Annotated in this window: 16 protein-coding genes and 1 tRNA gene; 13 read left to right on the forward strand and 4 right to left on the reverse strand. The window is 66.0% G+C overall.

Features of this window, described 5'->3' with window-relative positions; genetic code table 11:
- The first annotated feature begins 33 nt into the window (after positions 1-33).
- Positions 34-627 (forward strand): hypothetical protein, encoded by a 594-nt coding sequence (locus AC3G2C_RS02195; protein ID WP_488382967.1) that lies wholly within the window; start codon positions 34-36, stop codon positions 625-627.
- 96 nt (positions 628-723) lie between these two features.
- Here AC3G2C_RS02195 and fdxA read toward each other — a convergent pair whose 3' ends face one another.
- Positions 724-1,047: a ferredoxin FdxA gene (gene fdxA, locus AC3G2C_RS02200; RefSeq protein WP_488382968.1), complete on the reverse strand. Its 324-nt coding sequence runs from the start codon at positions 1,045-1,047 to the stop codon at positions 724-726.
- Positions 1,048-1,095: 48 nt separating this feature from the next.
- Positions 1,096-1,171: transfer RNA gene (locus AC3G2C_RS02205), tRNA-Glu, on the reverse strand.
- A gap of 157 nt (positions 1,172-1,328) precedes the next feature.
- Between AC3G2C_RS02205 and pcnB the strand changes: the two genes are divergently transcribed.
- The 6 genes from pcnB to pgi all read left to right on the forward strand — a co-directional run bounded on the left by pcnB (position 1,329) and on the right by pgi (position 7,216).
- Positions 1,329-2,711, forward strand: a complete 1,383-nt coding sequence (gene pcnB, locus AC3G2C_RS02210) for a polynucleotide adenylyltransferase PcnB (RefSeq protein ID WP_488382969.1) — start codon at positions 1,329-1,331, stop codon at positions 2,709-2,711.
- Entirely contained in the window at positions 2,708-3,190 is a 483-nt protein-coding gene (gene folK, locus AC3G2C_RS02215) for a 2-amino-4-hydroxy-6-hydroxymethyldihydropteridine diphosphokinase (protein ID WP_488382970.1), read from the forward strand. Before pcnB ends, folK begins: the two co-directional genes overlap by 4 nt.
- 56 nt (positions 3,191-3,246) lie before the next feature.
- Entirely contained in the window at positions 3,247-4,077 is an 831-nt protein-coding gene (panB, locus tag AC3G2C_RS02220; protein ID WP_488382971.1) for a 3-methyl-2-oxobutanoate hydroxymethyltransferase, read from the forward strand.
- Between the two features lie 23 nt (positions 4,078-4,100).
- Complete coding sequence (gene panC / locus AC3G2C_RS02225) at positions 4,101-4,946, forward strand: pantoate--beta-alanine ligase (protein ID WP_488382972.1); 846 nt, start codon at positions 4,101-4,103, stop codon at positions 4,944-4,946.
- A 114-nt stretch (positions 4,947-5,060) separates the two neighbouring features.
- Positions 5,061-5,447 (forward strand): aspartate 1-decarboxylase, encoded by a 387-nt coding sequence (gene panD, locus AC3G2C_RS02230; protein ID WP_488382973.1) that lies wholly within the window; start codon positions 5,061-5,063, stop codon positions 5,445-5,447.
- Positions 5,448-5,560: 113 nt separating this feature from the next.
- A complete protein-coding gene (pgi, locus tag AC3G2C_RS02235; RefSeq protein WP_488382974.1) occupies positions 5,561-7,216 on the forward strand; it encodes a glucose-6-phosphate isomerase in 1,656 nt (551 codons plus the stop codon).
- A 32-nt stretch (positions 7,217-7,248) separates the two neighbouring features.
- Here the strand turns inward: pgi and queG are convergent, their stop codons facing one another.
- Positions 7,249-8,319 (reverse strand): tRNA epoxyqueuosine(34) reductase QueG, encoded by a 1,071-nt coding sequence (queG, locus tag AC3G2C_RS02240; protein WP_488382975.1) that lies wholly within the window; start codon positions 8,317-8,319, stop codon positions 7,249-7,251.
- A 60-nt stretch (positions 8,320-8,379) separates the two neighbouring features.
- Between queG and AC3G2C_RS02245 the strand changes: the two genes are divergently transcribed.
- The 5 genes from AC3G2C_RS02245 to AC3G2C_RS02265 all read left to right on the forward strand — a co-directional run bounded on the left by AC3G2C_RS02245 (position 8,380) and on the right by AC3G2C_RS02265 (position 14,981).
- On the forward strand, positions 8,380-9,864 hold the full coding sequence (locus AC3G2C_RS02245) for an NAD(P)H-hydrate dehydratase (protein ID WP_488382976.1): 1,485 nt from the start codon (positions 8,380-8,382) through the stop codon (positions 9,862-9,864).
- The gene (gene tsaE, locus AC3G2C_RS02250) at positions 9,861-10,319 is read left to right on the forward strand and encodes a tRNA (adenosine(37)-N6)-threonylcarbamoyltransferase complex ATPase subunit type 1 TsaE (RefSeq protein WP_488382977.1); all 459 of its coding nucleotides are present in this window, start codon (positions 9,861-9,863) and stop codon (positions 10,317-10,319) included. Before AC3G2C_RS02245 ends, tsaE begins: the two co-directional genes overlap by 4 nt.
- Before the next feature lie 190 nt (positions 10,320-10,509).
- Positions 10,510-12,075 (forward strand): N-acetylmuramoyl-L-alanine amidase, encoded by a 1,566-nt coding sequence (locus AC3G2C_RS02255; protein ID WP_488382978.1) that lies wholly within the window; start codon positions 10,510-10,512, stop codon positions 12,073-12,075.
- A gap of 83 nt (positions 12,076-12,158) precedes the next feature.
- On the forward strand, positions 12,159-13,997 hold the full coding sequence (mutL, locus tag AC3G2C_RS02260) for a DNA mismatch repair endonuclease MutL (RefSeq protein WP_488382979.1): 1,839 nt from the start codon (positions 12,159-12,161) through the stop codon (positions 13,995-13,997).
- Between the two features lie 72 nt (positions 13,998-14,069).
- Complete coding sequence (locus AC3G2C_RS02265) at positions 14,070-14,981, forward strand: DUF1684 domain-containing protein (RefSeq protein ID WP_488382980.1); 912 nt, start codon at positions 14,070-14,072, stop codon at positions 14,979-14,981.
- Positions 14,982-15,041: 60 nt separating this feature from the next.
- Here the strand turns inward: AC3G2C_RS02265 and AC3G2C_RS02270 are convergent, their stop codons facing one another.
- Positions 15,042-15,824, reverse strand: a complete 783-nt coding sequence (locus AC3G2C_RS02270; RefSeq protein ID WP_488382981.1) for an enoyl-CoA hydratase/isomerase family protein — start codon at positions 15,822-15,824, stop codon at positions 15,042-15,044.
- Between the two features lie 174 nt (positions 15,825-15,998).
- Here AC3G2C_RS02270 and bamJ point away from each other — a divergent pair, with 174 nt between their 5' ends.
- Positions 15,999-16,715, forward strand: a complete 717-nt coding sequence (gene bamJ / locus AC3G2C_RS02275) for a BamJ family beta-barrel-assembly machinery protein (protein ID WP_488382982.1) — start codon at positions 15,999-16,001, stop codon at positions 16,713-16,715.
- Positions 16,716-16,727 lie beyond the last annotated feature (12 nt).

Raw genomic sequence — 16,727 nt, forward strand, 5'->3', positions numbered from 1 at the left:
CGGGCAACTGATACTCCTACGGAATCTGCTTACATGAAGAAATCCCCGCTCGTCGTGACCCTGCCGGTACTGGCCCTGTCCGCCTTGTTGCTTTCCGGCTGCGGCATGTTCCGTTCGGAGAAGGCCTGGCAAACCGCCAAGCAGGAGTCCCCGCTGGAGATCCCGCCGGGTCTGGACACCCCCTCCACCAGCGCTGCCCTGGTTATTCCGGAGCAGGGTGCCAATAATCCGACCGCCAACGGTGCCACGGCTCGCGTGGGCAAGGGCAGTGGCCAGATCGCCGACGGCTTCGTGATCAACGACACCGTGGACAACACCTACCGCCGCGTTGGCCAGGCCCTGGAGAACGGTGACATCGGCCAGGTGTTGGCCCATGACGACGCCGCGCATTCGTACACGTTGAGCGTGGTCGCCACGGATGAGCCGGTGCAGAAGAAGGGCTTCTTCAGCAGCATGTTCAACGGCAAGTCGAAGAAGAGCGAAGACGCTCCCGGCGCTGCGCCGCATCAGGTGCAGTTGACCGTGGGCAGCAGCGGTTCGCAGGCTTCGGAAGTGCGCGCCCAGGGTGATGCCGGTGCGGTCGCCAAGGTCGTGGATACGCTCAAGGGTCGACTGGGCGGCAATTGAGCCCCCGCTCCAGCCCATGAAAAACGCCGCCCAAGGGCGGCGTTTTTTGTGCTCCAAAGGCAACGACCGAGCGGCTCGGTGTCGCCGCGCCGGTGCTTAGCGCTGGAGCAGATCGATCTTGTTGGGCTTGTTTTCCCAGTCCTTGGCGTCGGCCAGGGCATCCTTGCGCTCGGTGATCACCGGCCAGCCCTTGGCCAGCTCGGCATTCAGCGCCACGAACGACTCTTGCCCGGCAGGCACGTCGTCCTCGGGATAGATGGCATTGATCGGGCATTCCGGCTCGCACAAGGTGCAATCGATGCACTCGTCCGGATTGATCACGAGGAAGTTGGGGCCTTCGTGGAAGGCGTCGACAGGGCAAACCTCGACGCAATCGGTGTATTTGCACTTGATGCAGTTGTCGGTAACGACAAAAGTCATGCTGACACTTGCCTGTTCAGAAGGGCTTGGCCCGTGCCAGGCCGGAAGTGGCGCTCCCTACGAGGTTCGAACTCGTGTTCCCGCCTTGAGAGGGCGGTGTCCTAGGCCACTAGACGAAGGGAGCGAAATGCACCGGAGCGCGCTAGTATAGCGGAATTGTTTCGCCCGGCAATGCCCAGGGGCATTTTTGTCCTGCGGTGCGGAACGGCCTGCAGCCCCGCCGGGGCCATGCGGGCGTGGGCGCGGCGCCTGGCGTCGCGATTGATGCTTTGAATGGCGCCATGCGCCGCAAGGACCCGAACCGCTTGAGTCACGACGCAAGGACTACTGCCACGCCTGCACTGCGCATCATTCCGCGCGAGCAGCACGTGATATCGCGCAAGAACATCAGCAAGGCTGCCTTGCGAGTGCTCTATCGCCTGAACGAGGCCGGCTACCAGGCTTATCTAGTGGGCGGCGCCGTACGCGACCTGCTGCTGGGCGGTCACCCGAAGGATTTCGACGTGGCCACCAATGCCACGCCCGAAGAGGTGAAAAGACTCTTCCGCAACTCGCGCTTGATCGGACGACGCTTTCGCCTCGTACACGTGGTGTATGGCCCGGAGATCATCGAAGTGGCCACCTTCCGTGGCACCGGCGAAGAAACGGGCGAGGGCGATCGCCACATCGTGGATGGCCGCATCGTGCGCGACAACGTATGGGGCACCGTCGAGGAGGACGCCATTCGCCGCGACTTCCGCGTGAACGCGCTCTATTACGACATCAGCGATTTCTCGGTGCGCGACTACGTGGGCGGCGTGCAAGACGTGGAGGATCGCGTGCTGCACCTGATCGGCGATCCGGCCACGCGTTACCGGGAAGACCCAGTGCGCATGCTGCGCGCGGTGCGCCTGGCGGCCAAACTCGATTTCCGCATTGATGCGGCTGCGGCCGCGCCGTTCGACGAGCTCGGGCCGCTGCTGTCCGACGCGGCGCCGGCGCGTCTGTTCGACGAGTCGCTCAAGATGTTCCTCGCCGGGCACGGTCTCAAGAGCTTCCACATGCTCGAGCAGACTGGCTTGCTCAGGTACCTGTTCCCCGCAACGGCACGCTCGCTCAAGCGCGGCGACCAGGCGTTGCGCACGTTGGTCGAGCAAGGCCTGGCCAACACTGATGCGCGCGTGGTCGAAGGCAAGTCGGTGACGCCGGCTTTCCTGTTTGCTGTGCTGCTGTGGGGCGAAGTGCGCGATCTGGCGCATACCCTGACGACTCGCGGCATGGACCCGTATGCCGCCTGGGAGCGCGCAGTGACCCAGGTGGTGGCCGAGCAGTGCCAGCGCGTGGCGATTCCTCGACGCTTTACCCTCACCATGGAAGAGATCTGGGGCTTGCAGCCGCGCTTCGAGCAAGTGCAGCGCAAGCGGGTGTTCCGCCTGATGGCGCATCCGCGCTTCCGTGCTGCTTTCGATTTTCTGTTGCTGCGCGCGTCGGAGTCGCCGGCGGTGCGGGAGCTGGGGCAGTGGTGGGATCACGCGCAGAAGTTGCCGCCTGAAACGCTGGCGGCTGCGCTGGCCGGGCATACGCCGGCAGGTGCGCCAGGCGAGGTGGTGAGCGCCGCCAAGCCGCGCAAGCGTCGGCGCCGCAAGCCGGCTGGTAAGTCGGGCGCGTCGTCGGATTCCAAGTGACCGAAGCTTTCGTTGCGCTGGGGAGCAACCTCGGCGATGCCCGTGCACAGGTGTTGGGTGCGTTCGAGGCTTTATCGCGCTTGCCGCAGACGCGCCTATTGGCGCGCTCGGCGCTCTATCTCACGCCGCCATGGGGTGTGCTCGACCAGCCCCCCTTCGTGAACGCGGCGGCGCGACTGGATACCTCGCTGTCGCCCCATGCACTGCTGGATCACTTGCTGGGCGTGGAGCGTGCAGCCGGCCGCGTGCGCGACGCGCAGCGTTGGGGCCCGCGTACGCTGGACCTGGATGTCTTGCACATGGACGGCGTGGCGCTGGAAGACGATCACCTGCAGCTGCCGCACCCGCGCATTCGCGAGCGGGCCTTTGTGCTGCTGCCCTTGCATGATCTGGCGCCGGACCTGGTGTTGCCCGGCCAAGGCCGAGTGGCGGACCTGTTGGCGACGCTGGATGTCACCGATATCGAGCGGCTGCCTTGAGCCCTTCACTCCCGGCGCGGGATAATCCGCGTCTATTTCCGTTCTAGGGATTACTCGTGTACGCGCAGAAAGCGAATGCCCCCACGCGCAAGCCGGTCACGGTGCCGTCCTTGCGTGCGATGAAGGCCGAAGGTCGCCGCATTGTCATGCTCACCGCGTACGACGCCAGTTTCGCCGCCCAGTTGGAAATGGCCGGCGTGGACGTGGCCCTGGTGGGCGACTCCCTTGGCATGGTTGTCCAGGGGCACGCCAGCACCTTACCGGTGACGCTCGATCACATGGTCTATCACACCAGCCTGGTGGCCCGTGGCGTCAATGCCACGCTGCTGGTCGCTGACCTGCCGTTCATGGCCGATCGCGATGTGCCGCATGCTCTGGAAGCCGGTGCGCGCCTGGTGGGTGAGGGCGGGGCGGCGATGGTGAAGATCGAAGGCGCGGCGCCGCATGTGCTGGAGATCATTTCCGCGCTGGTCGCGCGCGTGATTCCGGTGTGCGCCCACCTTGGCCTGACGCCGCAGTCGGTGCACAAGTTCGGTGGCTTCCGTATCCAGGGGCGCGAGCAGGAGGCGGCTGACCTGATGGTGGCCGAGGCCAAGGCAGTGGAAGCCGCCGGTGCCGCGCTGTTGGTGCTGGAGGGCATTCCCACCGCCCTGGGCGAGCGCATCACGAAGGCTGTTTCCATTCCCACCATTGGCATTGGCGCCGGCCCGCATTGCGATGGCCAGGTGCTGGTGCTGCACGACATGCTGGGCATCACCCCCGGCAAGCGCCCCAAGTTCAGCAAGGATTTCCTCGCAGGACGCGACTCGGTGGCCGCGGCGATCGCGGCTTTTGCCGAGGATGTGCGCCAAGGCGTGTTCCCGGCACCAGAACATTGCTTCGAATGAAGCAGCGATCGAGCTAAACAACCATGCAGACAGTGCAAGACGCCGCGGCGCTCCGCGCCGTGATCCGCGGTTGGCGCAGCCAGGGCCAGACGGTGGGCTTCGTGCCCACCATGGGCAACCTGCACGCCGGCCACCATTCGTTGATCAAGCTGGCCCGCGCCCGCGCCGATCGCGTGGTGGCGAGCGTGTTCGTCAACCCCACCCAGTTCGGCCCGAACGAGGATTTCGAGCGCTATCCGCGCACCCTGGTGCAGGATCAGGTTGGCCTGGCCGAGCAGGAATGCGACCTGCTGTTCGCTCCGGAAGTGACCACGCTGTATCCCTTTGGCGCGGCCAACAGCGTGAGCATCCACGTGCCCCTGCTCACCGAGACGCTGGAGGGCGCGCATCGTCCCGGCCATTTCGACGGTGTGGCGACGGTGGTGTGCAAGCTGTTCAACCTGGTGCAGCCCGATCTGGCCGTGTTCGGTCAGAAGGACTTCCAGCAGTTGAAAGTGATCGAGCGCATGGTGCGCGACCTGTCGCTGCCGGTGAAGATCATGGCGGCGCCCACCCTGCGCGCGGACGACGGCCTGGCATTGAGTTCGCGCAACCAGTACCTGTCGCCCGAGCATCGCGCCCTGGCCAACCAGATCCATGCCACCTTGCAGCAGATGCGCGACCTGATCGCCAAGGGGCATGCCCGCACCGTGGTGGAGCAGGCGGCAGCCTCCAAGCTGGCGCGCGCGGGTTTTGAGCCGGACTACGCGGCCATCCGCCGTGCCGAGGACCTGGCCGAGCCCGCCGATGGCGAGCGCGAGGGCCTGGTGGCGCTGATCGCCGCCCGCCTGGGCAGCACCCGCCTGATCGACAACTTGCTGTTCGACTGAACGGCCCCATATTCAGGCCCGTCTGAACCCCCGTCCGGGGTCATGTTGCGATGCGACGTGCCCCGGTCGGATAATGGCGAGCTACGCGGGCTGTACCTGCCGGAAACTGAAGTCATGAACCTGAACATGCTCAAGTGCAAGATCCACCGTGCCACGGTGACTCACGCCGAGCTCCATTACGAAGGCTCCATCGCTATCGACGGCCTGCTGCTCGATGCCTCCGGCATTCGCGAGTACGAGCAGATCCATGCGTGGAACATCAACAACGGCAAGCGCTTCGTCACGTACGCCCTGCGTGCGGAAGAAGGCTCGGGCATCATCTCGGTGAACGGCAGCGCCGCGCACCGCGCACAGCCGGGCGACCTGATCATCATCGCGGCCTTCGCGCAGATGTCCGAGGCCGAGGCTGAGCAGTTCCAGCCCACCCTGGTGTACGTGGACGCCAAGAACGCCATTTCGCACACCAATCGCTCCATCCCCACGCAGATGGCTGCGGCCTGATCACGCCCGCCCCGCCGTGACGGCGGGGCGCGGTTGCGGTGCAACAATGTGCTGGCGCGTTATGGCGGGAGCTGCGTAAGATCGGCGTTCCCTATCGCCAAGCATGAGCACCCATGTCGCCCGAGCGCCGCACCTCCTTCCTGGCTGATCACGCTGACCGCCTCGCAGGCACCCACCTGCGTGAACTGCTGAAGGATGCCGCCCGTGGCGAGCGACTGAGACACCGCGTCGGGCCGATCCTGCTCGACCTGAGTCGCCAGAAACTCGATGCGCCTGCGCTCGACGCGCTGGGCAACCATGTCGAAGCCAGTGACTGGCAGGCGGCGCGCGATGCCATGTTCGCGGGCGCGCCCATCAACACTTCCGAGCAACGCGCGGTGCTGCATACGGCGCTGCGCGCCAGCGGCTCGCGACTGCCTTCGCCGGCGCCCGCGGCGGCGCTCCAGGAAATCAACGACACCCTGCGACGCATCGATGCGCTGGTGCATGCCGTGGGCCTGGGCGATGCGTCGGCCTTTGGCCTCGCGCCAGGCATCACCGACGTGGTCAATATCGGCATCGGCGGCTCGGACCTCGGGCCGCGCCTGGCCGTGCGGGCGCTGGCGCCGTACCACGTGCCGGGCCTGCGCAGCCACTTCCTCACCAACGTGGACGGCCAGTCGGCCTACGAGCTGATGCAGCGGCTCGACCCCAAGCGCACGCTGGTGGTGGTGGTGTCCAAGACGTTCACCACGCAGGAGACTTTGCTCAACGGCAATGTCATGCGCGATTGGATCAGCCGCGCCTATGGCGGCGATGCCGCATCGGTGTCGCGTCATTTTCTGGCGGTGAGTGCCAACGTGGCCGCCGCCGAAAAATGGGGCGTGCCCGCGGCGCAGGTCTATCCGATGTGGGATTTCGTCGGCGGCCGCTTTTCGTTGTGGTCCGCCGTGGGCTTGTCGCTGGCCCTCGCCATCGGCAGCTATCACTTCCATTCGCTGCTGCGTGGCGCGGCGCTGATGGATGATCATTTCCGCACGGCGCCGTGGCAGGAGAACCTGCCGGTGCTGCTGAGCCTGGTGGAGCTGTGGAACCGCAACGCTCACGGGCGCGCCAGTCGCGCCGTGGTGCCCTATGCGGATTTGCTTACTGACCTCACCTCCTACCTGCAGCAGTTGGAGATGGAGAGCCTGGGCAAGCAGGTGACGCCGCAAGGCCAGCCGGTGGCGCAGGCTACCTCGCCGGTGGTGTGGGGCAGTGTGGGCACCAATGCGCAGCACGCCTATTTTCAATCCTTGCATCAGGGCACGGATGTGGTGCCGTTGGAGTTCATCGGTATCGTGAAGCCGGCACACAACCTCGGCGCCAACCACGATGCGCTGCTGTCCAATCTGTTAGCGCAAGCTGCCGCGCTGGCCTTGGGCAAGACGTTCGACGAAGCGCTCGCCGAAGCCACGCAGGGAACGGAAGAGGAGCGCCGCGTGCTCGCCGCGCAGCGCACCTTCCCGGGCGATCGCCCGAGCACGGTGCTGCTGCTCGATGCGCTCACGCCGGAGAGCCTGGGTGCGTTGATCGCGCTGTATGAGCACAAGGTGTTCATGCTCGGCCACCTGTGGGGCATCAATGCGTTCGACCAGTGGGGTGTGGAGCTGGGCAAGTCGATCGCCCGGCAGATTCTCCCCGCGCTGGATGGCAACACCTCCGACACGGCGGCCTTCGATTCGGCCACGCGCGCGCTGATCGACGCGATTCACGAGCGTCGCCTGACCCAGGCCGAGCACGAGCGTTGATCGCCGCCTTTGCGTTTTGATCGAACAGACGCTTAGGCGGCCAGATGGCGTTGAAGAGCCCAGGCCACGTGCTCGCGCACGATGGCCGAGGGGTGTTCGGCGCGTGCCAACAAAGCTTGGCGTATCTCATCGGTGTGCGGCGCGTTGCCCAGCGCCACGGCGATATTGCGCAGCCAACCTTCGTAGCCGGTGCGGCGGATAGCCATGCCTTCGGTGCGCTGAAGAAACTCCTGTTCGCTCCAGCCGAACAGCTCCACGAGCTTGGCGCCATCGAGGCGGTGGCGCGGGGCGAAATCCGCCTCGGTCGCGTCCTGGGCGAACTTGTTCCAGGGACAGATCAACTGGCAATCGTCGCAACCGAAGATGCGGTTGCCGATGGGTGCGCGTAGTTCCTCGGGGATGCTCCCGCGCAATTCGATGGTGAGGTAGGAAATGCAGCGTCGCGCGTCCAGTTTGTACGGCGCGACGATGGCCTGCGTGGGGCAAATGTCGATGCAGCGGCGGCAGGTTCCGCAATGGGCGCTGGCGGGCGCATCTTCGGGCAGCGGGAGGTTGGTGTAGAGCTCGCCCAGGAAAAAGTACGAGCCCGCACGACGATTGATCAACACGGTGTGCTTGCCGATCCAGCCCAGCCCGGCATTGCGGGCCAACGCCTTTTCCAACACGGGGGCGGAATCCACAAACGCGCGATAGCCGAACTCGCCAATGTTGGCCTGGATGCGCTCGGCAAGCTTTTGCAGGCGGTTGCGCATCAGCTTGTGATAGTCGCGACCTAGCGCGTAGCGCGCGACATAGCCTGCTTCGGCGTCTTCCAGCACCTGCCAGGCGTTGCGGGTGCCCGGTGGCACGTAGTCCATGCGAACGGTGATCACGCGTACGGTGCCAGGCTCCAGCTCGGCGGGGCGGCTGCGTTTGTCGCCATGGCGAGCCATGTAATCCATCTCGCCGTGATGGCCTGCGGCCAGCCAGCGCTTGAGATGATCTTCGTCCTCGCCCAGGTCCACCCCGGCGATGCCTGCATCGGCAAAGCCCAGCTCGCGCGCCCAGTGCTTGATGTGCTGGGCGAGGGCGGCGTAGTCGATGGAGGCAAGCGAAGCGGGCATGGCGGATATTGTAGGCGCTGTGCGCGCGGCTGCCTGGCATGGCATGCCTATAATCCGCGCATGACCACCCGCCAGCTTCGCCACCAGCTCTTCTCCGTCGACCAGGTTCGGGCACTGGATCGCCGTGCCATCGGTACGCTGGGCATATCGGGTTACGCGTTGATGGAGCGGGCGGCGGCTGCTGCGCTGGTGTGTTTGCGCGTGCATTGGCCGCAGGCCCAGCGCCTGCTGGTTTGCTGCGGGCCGGGCAATAACGGTGGCGATGGTTTCCTGTTGGCGTGGCTGGCGCGCGAAGCGGGCATGCATGCCGAGGTGATCGCGCTGGGCGAGAGTCATGGCGAGGACGCGGTGCGTGCGCGGCAGGCCTTTGTGCAGGCGGGCGGGCAAGTGCACGCGTGGCACGGCACGATGCCGTTCGTGGACGCCGATGTATGCGTGGATGCGTTGTTCGGCACCGGGCTCACGCGCCCGCTTGCATCGGACGCCGCGGCGTTGGTGCAGCAACTTCGCGCGAGTGGCCAGCCTGTGCTGGCGCTGGATGTGCCCTCCGGCGTCAACGCCGATACGGGCGACGTGCCTGGCGAGGCGGTTCATGCGGATGTCACCGTGACCTTCATCGCGGCCAAGCGCGGCCTGTATACGGGCCAGGCGCCGGGTTATACGGGCCGGGTGGAACTGGATTCGCTCGGCCTGCCCGATGCCCTGTGGCAGGGCGTCGAGCCCGACGCGCAGCTGATGCAGGCGTGGACGCTGCCGCCGCGCCCCCGTCAGGTGCACAAGGGCGACAACGGTCACGTGCTCGCCATCGGCGGCGAACACGGCCTGGCGGGCGCCATTCGCCTAAGTGGTGAATCCGCGTTGCGTGCAGGCGCCGGTCTGGTCAGCGTGGCGACGCGTGCCGAGCACTTGATGGCGTTCAATAGCGCGCGACCGGAGTTGATGGCGCACGACGTAAACGGTCCGCAGGCGCTGGAGCCGCTGTTGCAGCGGGCGACGGTGCTCGCGGTTGGGCCGGGCCTGGGGCAGGGCGCCTGGGGCCATGCCTTATGGCTCACGGCCTTGGATGCGGGCAAGCCGTTGGTGCTGGATGCCGATGGCCTGAATCTGCTGGCGCGCGAGCCGCGCCTGCTGGGCGGTTCGGCTGTGCTCACGCCGCACCCCGGGGAGGCGGCGCGCTTGCTCGGTAGCGACACGGCCGCCATCGCCCGCGATCGTTACGGTGCTGTGCGTGAGCTTGCTCGCCGCTTTGGCGCCGTGGTGGTGCTCAAGGGGGCGGGCAGTCTGGTGGCTGATCCGGCCGGGCGCGTGGCTGTTTGCCCCTGGGGCAACCCGGGCATGGCGTCCGGCGGCATGGGCGACCTGCTCACGGGCATCGTGGCGGCCTTGCTGGCGCAGGGGTGTGAGCCCTGGGTGGCGGCTTGTCTGGGCGTGGCACTGCATGCGCGTGCGGGCGATCTGGCCGCGCGGCAAGGCGGCGAGCGCGGCATGCTGGCGAGCGATCTGCTCGCCCCGCTGCGACTCCTGATCAATGGACGGGAATCATGACGCAACACCACTGGCAGCTGGCCGATGAGGCGGCAACGACCGCGCTGGCCACGCGCTTGGCCCAGGCCCTGGACGAGGGCCTGGTGATCTACCTGCACGGTGACCTGGGTGCGGGCAAAACCAGTTTTGCTCGGGCCTTGCTGGGCACCTTGGGTGTGGGCGAGCGCATCAAGAGCCCCACCTACAGTCTCGTGGAGTCCTATCGGGCCCAGGGGCGGCCTGCGTGGCACCTGGACCTTTACCGCATTGCCGATCCCGGCGAGTTGGAATGGCTGGGGCTGGACGCCTTGTCCGACCCATCCGCCCTGGTGCTGGTGGAATGGCCCGAGCGTGGCGCGGGCGCGTTGCCCCCGGCCGATTTGGTGGTGCACCTCGCCTATGCCGGCAGTGGTCGCACCGCAGCGATGGAGCCGCGCACCGAGCGCGGCGCACGCGCGGTGTCGCGGCTTGGCTGACGCTCGACCCCGGTGCTAAGTATCGACAGTTGCTGAGAATTTCCTCGGTCTCGATCCGGATTGGGATGCCTTTGGTTTGCGTGGCTTGCGGCCTATAGCTGGATGCGACCTGACGAAACTGGCGCAGGTTATGGATATTCAAGGGAAAACCCCTTGCAATCGGCTCCTCTCTAGGCTTCAATTCGGCACCATGAAGGGATATAGGACGCATCCTGCAGTGCTCGGCGCCGTGGCCTTGTTGGCCCTGGCCCCTGTTGGCGCGCCTCGCGCGGCCGATCTCAAGGGCGCGCGCGTCTGGGCAGGGCCGGAATACACCCGTGTAGTGCTCGATGTCTCCGGTCCGGTCAGCTACAAGCTCAAGCAGGACGGCGACCAGCTCATCCTCGATCTCAGCGACAGCGCCATCGCTGGTGGCTTCAGCGGCCCCGCCGCGCAGGGGCTGTACAAGGGGCTGACCAGCTCGCGTCAGGGCGACAATCTGCGCCTCACCGCCAAGGTCGACCCTGCCAGCACCTACAAGACCTTCCTGCTCAAGCCGCAAGCCGACTACGGCTACCGCCTGGTCGTGGACCTCTACCCTGGCAAGGGTGGCGCCACACCGGCCAAGTCCAGCCCGGCCAATGACAGCGACGAGCGCAGTTCCGTCACCGTGGCGACGGCGCCCGTGCCGGCCCCGGTGGCTGCGCCGACGCCTTCGCCAGTGCCGGTGGATGAGCCCGCGCCGGTGCGCACTTCCAGCAAGGCCGGGTTGAAGCCGACCCAGAGCGGCATGGCCTCCACCCGTGCTGCCGCGGCCATGCTCAACGGCGAGCGCAAAGTAGTCATCGCCATCGATGCCGGCCATGGCGGCCAGGACCCGGGTGCGCATGGTCCGGGCGGCACACTGGAGAAAAACGTCACGCTGGCCGTGGCCAAGCAGCTCGCCGATCAGATCAACCAGCAGCCCGGCATGCGCGCCGTGCTGACGCGCAACTCCGATTTCTTCATTCCGTTGCAGCAGCGCTACCAGATCGCGCGCAACAACTCGGCGGACCTGTTCGTCTCGATTCACGCCGACGCCTTCATCAACGGTGACGCCAAGGGTTCTTCCGTGTGGGTGCTGTCGCCGCGCGGCAAAACGAATACCGCGGCGCAGTGGCTGGCGGACGGTGAAAACCGCGCCGACTTGATCGGCGGCGTTACCCTGGACGACAAGAACGACGGCCTCGCGGCCGTGCTGCTGGATCTGCAGCAGGGCTACTCCATGCAGGCCAGCGAAACGGTGGCCGGCAACGTGCTCAAGGCCCTGGGCGGCCTTGGTCCCACCCATCGCGGCTACGTGGAGCGCGCGAACTTCGTGGTGCTGCGCTCGCCGGATGTGCCGTCGATCCTGGTGGAAACCGCATTCATCAGCAATCCGGACGAAGAGCGTCGCCTGCGTGATCCGGGCCATCAGTCCCGACTGGCGGCCGCGGTGATGAGTGGCGTACGCAATTATTTCGAATCCACGCCGCCGCCGGGCACGTGGTTTGCCGCGCAGGCGGCGCGACGTAATGGCATGGCTGCGGTGGCCTCCTCGCAGGGGAGTGGCGCCAGTGGCGCTTCCGCTAGCGCCGATAATGGCGTGCGCGATATGCATCGTGTGACTCGTGGCGAAAGCCTGCGCAGCATCGCTCGCCAGTACGGTGTAAGTGTGGACGCGCTCAAGAGCGCCAATCGCCTGGATGGCGACAACAGTGTGCGCGTGGGCATGATGCTGGCGATTCCGGCCGGCTGAGCGCGGTCGTGCGTCGATGCCAGGCTCCGCCTTCGGGCGGCGTTTTGCTTTCGCCCGGCAGCGACAGGCTCTAAGCTTGTCCGATGCCAGTCATTCGCGCCCTTCCCCCCGAACTCGTCAATCAGATTGCCGCCGGTGAGGTCATCGAACGGCCCTCGTCCGTGGTCAAGGAACTGGTCGAGAACAGTCTCGATGCCGGCGCCACGCGAGTGGAAGTGGATATCGAGCAGGGCGGCGCCCGGCTGATCCGTGTGCGCGACGATGGCTGCGGTATTGCGCCGGACGAGCTGCAACTGGCCGTGGCCTCGCACGCCACCAGCAAGATCGGCAGCTTCGACGATCTCGAACATGTCGCCAGCATGGGTTTTCGTGGCGAGGCACTGGCGTCGGTGTCGTCGGTGGCGCGCTTTGCGCTGACTTCGCGTGCGCAGGGGCAGGACGCCGCGTTCCGCATCGAGGTGGATGGCGGCAAGATGCAGGCCGCACGGCCCGCGCAGCATCCGCCGGGAAGCAGCGTGGAAGTGCGCGATCTGTTCTACAACGTGCCGGCACGCCGAAAATTTCTTCGCGCCGAGCGTACGGAGTTTGCGCACATCGATGATCTGCTGAAGTCGCTGGCGCTTGCTCGCACCTCGGTGGAGTTTCGTCTCAACCACAACGGCAAGCCGGTACGCATCCTGCGCTCGGCGCGCGACCAGCATGCCGCGTTGCTGCGCGTGGCCGAAGTGTTGGGCGAGGAATTTCCGGCACAGAGTTTGCGCATCGACCACGCGGCGGCGGGGCTGCACTTGTCGGGTTGGGTTGGCTTGCCCACCGCGTCGCGCTCGCAGGCCGACTCGCAGTATTTCTACGTCAATGGCCGCCTGGTGCGCGACCGCGTGGTGGCGCATGCCGTGCGCCAGGCATATGCGGATGTGTTGTTCCACGGGCGACACCCGGTGTTCGTGTTGTACCTCGAACTCGATCCGGCTGGCGTGGACGTGAATGTGCATCCGGCCAAGCACGAAGTGCGCTTTCGCGAGCAACGCTTGGTGCACGATTTCCTCTTTCGCACCTTGCACGAGGCATTGGCGCAGACGCGCGCGGGGCAGGCGTTGGCTGCACCCGACGCTGATGCTGGCGATGCGGCGCCCATGGCCTATCGCATGGCACCTGCGCCCGGCCCGAGCCCATCGGCACCTGCTTGGCCCAATGCCTTTAGCCAGAGTCGCCTCAGTCTCGGCGTGCGCGAGCAGCCGCTGGCCGGTTATGCCGCGCTGGCAGGCGAGTCCCGTGAGATCGCCATGCCGGCCAGCATGCCGATGCCCATGCCCATGCCGGAAGCATCCGACGATGAGGCGCCGCCGCTGGGTTTTGCCATCGCGCAGTTGAAGGGCGTGTACATCCTGGCTGAGAACACCCACGGTCTGGTGCTGGTGGACATGCACGCCGCGCACGAGCGCATCACCTACGAAAGGCTCAAGGCCGGCCGTGCGTGCAGCAACCTGCGCTCGCAGATGCTGCTGGTGCCGCTGAATGTGCCGGTGAGCGCCAAGGAGGCCGCTGCCGCGGAGGAGCATGCCGAAGCGTTGGCCGAGTGGGGGCTGGAGCTTTCGCGCAGCGGTCCGTCGGGCGTCGTGGTGCGTCGTATTCCTGCGTTGCTCGAAGGTGCGGACGTGGCGCAGCTGTGCCGCGACGTCTTGAGCGAACTGGCCCAGCATGGCAGTTCTCGCCGGCTGCAGGAGTTGGAAAACGAACTGCTCGCCACCATGGCTTGTCACGGTTCGGTGCGTGCGGGTCGTCGTCTCACCGTGCCGGAAATGAATGCACTGCTGCGCGAGATGGAGGCCACGGAACGTTCGGGCCAGTGCAACCATGGACGCCCGACCTGGACGCAGCTGAGCATGGCCGAGCTGGACAAGCTGTTCCTGCGCGGCCGCTGAGCGCCCCGCGCCGACTTGCCACCCCGCCAAATGGACGGCCATACTCGGTTTTCGTTATCGAAGGGGGCTGCCATGTTGCGTTCCGCCGTTGTTGCCTTTGCCCTGTGCCTTGGAGTTGTAGCCGTGCAAGCCCAGACCACCAGCGCCACCGTTTCGGCGGATTTCGTGCAGAACACCCAGCAATGGCGCGACAAGCGCTTGGCAAGCCTGACGGCGTCCAATGGCTGGCTTAGCCTCATTGGGCTGGAGTGGCTGAAAGAAGGACGGAATCGCGTGGGCAGCGGTGCGGACAACGACATCGTGCTCAAGGCCGGGCCGGCCCATCTGGGTGTGATCAACGTGGCGAAGGATGGCAGCCTGCACATCGTGCTGGACGCCAATAGCGGCGCCACGGTGGATGGCAAGCCCGTGCTCGAGGCCACCTTGCTGGACGATGCCCACGCGGGTGATAGCGGCCCCACCAACGTGTCTTTTGGTTCAGCGAGCTTTTTCGTCATCGAACGCGACGGCCGCAAGGCGTTGCGCGTTAAAGACGCCCAGGCGGAAACGCGCACGCATTTCCAAGGCCTGGATTACTACCCGATGGATGCCTCGTGGCGCATCGTGGCCGACTGGGTGCCGTTCGACCCGCCGCACGAGCTGGAAATCGGCTCGGTGCTGGGCACCATCAACAAGGAGAAGGTGCCGGGCAAGGCCGTGTTCCATCGTGACGGCCATACCTACGAGTTGATGCCCATCCAGGAAGAGCCCGACTCGCTGTTCTTTGTGATCGCCGACCGCACCTCCGGCCGCGAAACTTACGGTGCCGCGCGTTTCCTTTATGCCGACCTGCCCAAGGACGGCAAGGTCGTGCTGGATTTCAATCGCGCCTATAACCCGCCGTGCGCGTTCACACCGTATGCCACGTGCCCGCTAGCGCCGCCGGAGAACCGCATGGATCTGGCGGTGACCGCCGGCGAGAAGAAGTACCGCGGCGGTCATTGAGCAGGCGCTAGCGCCACGTTGTTTTCCCAACGGCCAGGCCTCGCCTGGCCGTTGTCGTTTTCAGCGACCCTTGAACTCGGCCTTGCGCTTTTCCAGGAACGCCGTGGTGCCTTCGCGCATGTCGTCGGTCGAGAAGGCGAGGGCAAACGCCTGGGTTTCGAATTCCAGACCCTGGTCGATGCTGGTTTCGCCGCCCTGCAGAATGGCGTCGAGGATGCCGGCGGCCGCCAGCGGTGCCGAGGCGGCCAATTGGTCGGCCAGGGCGTTCACGGCCTCGTCCAATGCCTCGGGAGCCACCACGCGGGTCACCAGGCCCAACTCGTAGGCCCGCTGTGCGCCGATAGGGGCACCGGTCAGGCACAGTTCCAGTGCGGCGCTACGGCCGGCCAGGCGCAGCAGTCGCTGCGTGCCACCGAAGCCCGGGATCAGGCCGAGATTGATTTCGGGCTGGCCGAGCTTGGCCTTTTCGCTGGCGATGCGTAGGTGGCAGGCCATGGCCAGTTCCATGCCACCGCCCAGCGCGAAGCCCTGCAGGCGCGCGATCACCGGCTTGCCCAGGCGCTCGATCAGGCTCATCAGGCGCTGGCCGGCCCGCGAGAAGCCTTGGCCCTGCACCGGCGTGTAGCCGTTCATCTCCGAGATATCCGCGCCGGCCACAAAGGCCTTCTCGCCCGCACCGGCCAGCACCACCACGCGCACGTCGTCGTCCTGCGCGGCCTGGGTGAAGGCCAGGGTCAGCTCATTAATGGTCTCGCGATTCAATGCGTTGAGCTTGTCCGGGCGGTTCACCGTAATGGTGCGCACCGCGCCGCGATGGGCGATTTCCAGGTTCCGATAAGCCATGGCCACACTCCGGCAGGTAAAACGCTCATGGTAGCAGCGGGAACCTTTGCCCCTGTGTCGTGTTCTCAGCAAGGTCGCCGCCGTGAGCCAGTTTGGGGTCCCGGGTGGGTGTTCGCTGCACGAAGGGCCCGGACCGCTTACGATGGTGGAGTTCGCGCTGCAATGGAGATAGGCATGGCACAACGGCGTTGGCTGGTTCTGGGCATCCTGTTCTGGGGTGCAACCGCAGCGCATGCACAGGATGGCGCTGCCGCAGCGAATGTGGCGGCTGGGCGCATCGACAAGAGCAAGCTGTCCTATGCCATCGGTTACCAGATCGGCAGCCAGTTCGCCAATGGCGAGCCGGACGTGGACATTCCCACGCTCCAGCGCGCCATCCAGGACGCCTACGCCAAGAAGCAGCCGACGGTGTCGATGCAGGACATGCACGACCAGCTCGAGCGGTTGGACCAGCAGATGCACGCCAAGGCGCTGGCCGAGTTCAAACGCATCGCCGAGGCCAACGCGCGCAAGAGCACCGATTACCTGGATCGCAACCGTCGCCTGCCAGGTGTAGTGCAACTGCCCTCGGGTATCCAGTACGCGGTACTGCGCAAGGGCGACGGCAAGGTCAGCCCCACCGTCACCAGCATGGTCACGGTGAACTATCGCGGCATGCTGGTGGACGGCACCGAGTTCGACAGCACCTGGGCGCGCGGCGCACCGGTGCACTTTCAGGTCGACAAGGTGATCCGTGGCTGGCAGGACGTGATTCCCCGCATGCACGTGGGCGACCGGTGGAAGGTGGTGATTCCGCCACAGCTTGCCTATGGCGAGCGCGGTGCGTTGCCACGTATCGGCCCCAATGAGGCGTTGGTGTTCGAAATCGAGCTGTTGGACGTGCAACAGTGACGCCGGGCGCTG

The sequence above is a fragment of the Frateuria sp. sgz306004 genome (assembly GCF_057750885.1).